Below are 3988 nucleotides of genomic sequence, written 5' to 3'. Positions count from 1 at the left end.
CCGCCCGCGGGATGCGGGCGGCCCCGGCGATCGCGGGTCAGCTGGGCCCGTTGAACCCCTGGACGTCCTCGCCGTCGGCATCTGCGTCCGCCGCCGCCACGGACGGTCCGACCCACGCCTCCTCGGATTCCGCAGGGGCCGCAGTCGGGCCGTTCCAACCCTGCTCGGCGTCACCCTGGGCCGCGCTCGGGCCGTCCCAACCCTGTTCGGCGTCCCCCGGGGCCGCGTTCGGGCCTTCCCAGACCTGCGTGGAATCGGCCGGGGCGGCGGTGGGGCCGAGCCAGTCCGTCCCGGGCTCGGAGTCCGTCTCGGCCGGCGCGACTCCGGGACCGATCCAGACCCCCTCCGCGTCGGCCAGGTCCGCGTGCTGGACGTTCTCGGTGGTCGGTTCTTCGGGCACGTTCTCTGCCATGGTTCCCCCTCGGCTTCGATGCTTTTCGTGCTCCTGTACGAGGCAGGACGCGCCTCGACGCGGAGGGGTTCCTTCAGGGACGGACCAGTGCGCCGGCGAGCGGCCCGGCGTCCGGCAACCAGTCGCGCGCCGGGTCGTACTCCAGCCAGCGGCCGCGTCCGGCCTCCCCCGCGAAGGTGCCCACGAGCGCGTCCAGCCCGGGGTGCCCGCCGTCGGCACGCCACAGGAGCGACCAGGCGTACAGCGGTGTCGGGTCCTCCAGCGGGACGGACCTGAGGTCCGGGTCGTGCGGGAGCGGTGCGTCGGCCGGCATCAGGCAGAAGCGGCGGGAGTCCCCCGCCAGGCCCGCCAGGAAGTGGTCCAGCCCGAGGTTCGGCCCCTCGGCGTGGCCGCGGATGGCGAACCGTTCGGTGAAGCGCCGCAAGAAGTCCAGCCGCTCCAGCGCTCCGGGGGTCCACAGGACGCTCTCCCCGAGCTGACCGGGCCTCAGCGCGGCCTCCCCCGCCAGCGGATGGTCCGCGTGGAGGACGACGTCCACCGGCTCCAGCCGGACCAGGCGGTGCGTCAGCCCCTCGGGCAGCGGCGGGTGGACCCGACCGAACGCCGCGTCGATGTCCCCGTGCAGCAGCGCGGCCGCCACCGACGGCAGATCGCGCCCGTGTCCGAGTTCGAGGGCCGCCGGCTCGCCGGAGCGCGCCGCCACCCGGGCCAGCGTCCGCATCGGCGCGTACAGATGGCCCCATACGTCCACGCGCAGCGGACGGCGTTCGTCCCGTACGGCCGCCACGGCCCGCTCGGCGGCGGCCAGGGCCCGCCGGGCCGGTTCCAGGAACCGCCCGCCGGCCTCGGTGAGCCGCACTCCGCGGCCGCCGGCGTCGCCGCCCCGGTGGAAGAGTTCCGCGCCGAATCCGGACTCCAGGCGGGCGATCCGTTTGGACAGGGCCTGCTGGGAGATCGACAGGGCTTCGGCCGCCCGTCCGAAGTGCAGCTCCTGAGCGGCGAGTACGAAGGCACGCGCCTGCGCGAGGTCCAGATCCACGCCGCTCACCCTAGATGACAACCGTTGGTTGTCGGCTTCTCCCGTACGTTGTTGGACGGTTCGGGGCCGCTGCCGATTCCATGGGCGGCATGCAGAGACTGATTCCCACAGGCGATCCGGCACGTCCGGTGGAGTTCGCCGACGACGTGCAGCCCGTCCCGGCCGCGGACGAGGCACTGGTCCGCGTGGAGGCCTTCGCGCCGAACCGCGGCGAGACCTTCCTCCTCGAGAACCCGAGGCCGGGGCTGGTGCCCGGCAAGGACGTCGCCGGGCTCGTGGTGCAGGCGGCGGCCGACGGGTCCGGCCCGCCGATCGGCACCCGGGTCGTCGGACATCCGCCCAAGGGCGGCTGGGCCGAGTACGTCGCCGTGCCCACGCACTCGCTGGCCGTACTGCCCGACGACATCGACGCGGTGAGGGCGGCGGCCCTGCCGCTGGCCGGGATCACGGCGCTGCGGCTGCTGCGCGCGGCCGGGAGCCTGGCGGGCCGACGGGTCCTGCTGACGGGCGCGTCGGGCGGGGTGGGCCACTACGTGACCGAACTCGCCGCCGCCGCGGGCGCGGAGGTCACCGCGGTGACGGCCACCGCCGCGCGGGGCGAGCGGCTGCTCGAGCTGGGCGCGGCGGCGGTCGTCCACGACGTCGCCGAGGCGCGGGGGCCGTTCGACGTGGTGCTGGAGTCGACGGGCGGCGCCGCCCTGCCGCTCGCGCTGGCGGAACTCGCCGCCGGGGGCACCCTGATCTGGTTCGGCCAGGTCAGCCGCACCCCCGTGACGCTGGACTTCTTCGACTTCTTCGCCGGTCCGGAGGGCGCCTCGCTCCGTCACTTCCACTACGCCGGTGCCCCGTACGGCAGCGATCTGGCCACCCTGGTGCGTCTGGTGGGCAGCGGCCGGCTCCATCCGGAGATCGGCCGGGTCGACGACTGGGAACGGACGGCAGCGACCCTCGTCGACCTGCGGGAGCGCCGGATCCGCGGCAAGGCCGTCCTGACCACGGGGGCGGCCCGATGAGCGCCTCGGAGTTCGCCGCCGCCCAGCTGTCCCGGGCCACCGGGGCCGGGCTCGATCCGCACGAGTACCTGCGCGTCGCCGGCGCCCCGGATTCCCTCGAGGCCTGGAGCGAGTCGCTGATCCGTACCGCACGGGAGTACGTCGCCCGCGCGGAAATCACGGCCTCGCCCTTCACGGCGGGCGAGTACGAGCAGGTGGCGGCGCGCTGGTTCCACCTCGCGACGCTGGCTCCCCACGCGGACCGGGAGCACACCGCGGCGGAGGCGGACGCCGCCATGGGCCGCGCGCTGGCCCTGCTGGAGCCGGGCGCCCGCCGGATCTCGGGCCCAGGATTCTCCGGCTGGCTGCGCGGCCCGGCCGACGCGCCGGCCACCGTCGTGGTCGTACCCGGTCTGGACTCCGGGAAGGAGGAGTTCCACCGCATCACCTCCGCCCTGCTGCGCCGGGGTTCGGCCGTGTTCACGATGGACGGCCCGGGGCAGGGGGTGCTCGCGGCCACCACGACCGTCCGGCCGGACTACGACCGGGTGATCGGCCGGGTCGTCGACGCGCTCGGTGTCGACCGCGTCGGACTCGTCGGGCTCAGCCTGGGCGGCTACTACGTCGCGCGGAGCGCCGCCCTCGAACCCCGGGTGGCGGCCGCGGCCGTCGTGAGCGGACCCTTCCGGATCGACTGGGACGCCGTACCTCCCGTCCTCCGGGAACTCATCGCCGGGCGTGCCGGAGGGATGGACGCGGCACGCGGGTTCACCGGCCACGTCGACCTGTCGGCCCTGGCTCCCCGCATCGACTGCCCGCTCCTGGTGGTGGACGGCGGCCTGGACGTGATCCCCGGCGTGGCCAACGGCCGGGACCTGGCCCGCCGGGCGCCGCACGGCGAGTACCTACTCGTCCCCCACGGCGACCACCTCCTCGGCAACGCCCGGTCCGACTGGCTCCCCACGACCGCGGACTGGCTCACCGGAGCCCTGGCCGAGTCCGGGTCCGACCGCTGAGCGCGGTCTCCGGGGTCAACGTTCGATGACGGATTCACAGACGGCCGGCCGGCCTGCCGCCGGGGACGTGCCCTTCGCGAGCACCTTGCGGTCGTCGAGGAGGATCGCGCACGTGGCCACCGCCCCCTTGGGGGGAGTGACCGTCACCTTGGCGTTCTTGCCGTCCACGATCACCACTTCCCGGCGCCAGGCTCCGGCCGCATCGGCCTCGACGTGCTCGCGCACCCCGGTGTTCTGCCACGGGTAACGGCCCTCGGTGTCCTGGTACCTGACGTCGTACGTGCCGGGACCGGCCACGTCCGCCTTGTAGGTGATGGCCCAGGCCTTGCCGAGATCGCCGCCGAACCGGACGGCCCCGAAGAGCGCCAGCAGGCCGAGCGCGACCACAACCAGGGGCGTCACGCAGCACGCCGTACGCCGAGCACTCATCACACCACTCCGTCCGGACGCCCACGGCGGGCTTCCTCGGTTCTCCATCCAACCGGTACGAAAGTGGCGAATCGTCATCTCATGGAGGTAACCGGGTATG

Annotated in this window: 5 protein-coding genes; 2 read left to right on the top strand and 3 right to left on the bottom strand. The window is 74.4% G+C overall.

Annotation, left to right across the window (positions count from 1 at the left end; all coding sequences use genetic code 11):
- Positions 1–37 precede the first annotated feature (37 nt).
- Together ACWGDE_RS36800 and ACWGDE_RS36795 are read right to left on the bottom strand one after the other, a co-directional pair.
- Positions 38–412, bottom strand: coding sequence for a hypothetical protein (locus ACWGDE_RS36800; RefSeq protein ID WP_453393434.1), 375 nt, complete (start codon positions 410–412; stop codon positions 38–40).
- Between the two features lie 73 nt (positions 413–485).
- Positions 486–1451 carry a LysR family transcriptional regulator gene (locus tag ACWGDE_RS36795; RefSeq protein ID WP_453393433.1) on the bottom strand — a complete coding sequence of 322 codons (966 nt, stop codon included), beginning with the start codon at positions 1449–1451 and terminating at the stop codon, positions 486–488.
- Positions 1452–1540: 89 nt separating this feature from the next.
- On the opposite strand from ACWGDE_RS36795, the gene ACWGDE_RS36790 reads away from it, so the two are divergent.
- Together ACWGDE_RS36790 and ACWGDE_RS36785 are read left to right on the top strand one after the other, a co-directional pair.
- Complete coding sequence (locus tag ACWGDE_RS36790; RefSeq protein ID WP_453393432.1) at positions 1541–2464, top strand: zinc-binding dehydrogenase; 924 nt, start codon at positions 1541–1543, stop codon at positions 2462–2464.
- Complete coding sequence (locus tag ACWGDE_RS36785; RefSeq protein WP_453393431.1) at positions 2461–3459, top strand: alpha/beta hydrolase family protein; 999 nt, start codon at positions 2461–2463, stop codon at positions 3457–3459. Before ACWGDE_RS36790 ends, ACWGDE_RS36785 begins: the two co-directional genes overlap by 4 nt.
- A gap of 15 nt (positions 3460–3474) precedes the next feature.
- Here ACWGDE_RS36785 and ACWGDE_RS36780 read toward each other — a convergent pair whose 3' ends face one another.
- Complete coding sequence (locus ACWGDE_RS36780; protein ID WP_453393430.1) at positions 3475–3861, bottom strand: hypothetical protein; 387 nt, start codon at positions 3859–3861, stop codon at positions 3475–3477.
- Positions 3862–3988: the final 127 nt, after the last annotated feature.

It is taken from the genome of Streptomyces sp. NPDC054956 (genome assembly GCF_053609185.1).
This window is presented reverse-complemented; position numbering and strand designations above follow the sequence as displayed.

What these genes read in the sequence shown, in the direction of transcription:
- ACWGDE_RS36785 (WP_453393431.1), top strand. Translation starts at nt 2,461, where the DNA reads ATGAGCGCCTCGGAGTTCGCCGCCGCCCAGCTGTCCCGGGCCACCGGG.
- ACWGDE_RS36800 (WP_453393434.1), bottom strand. Translation starts at nt 412, where the DNA reads ATGGCAGAGAACGTGCCCGAAGAACCGACCACCGAGAACGTCCAGCAC.
- ACWGDE_RS36790 (WP_453393432.1), top strand. Translation starts at nt 1,541, where the DNA reads ATGCAGAGACTGATTCCCACAGGCGATCCGGCACGTCCGGTGGAGTTC.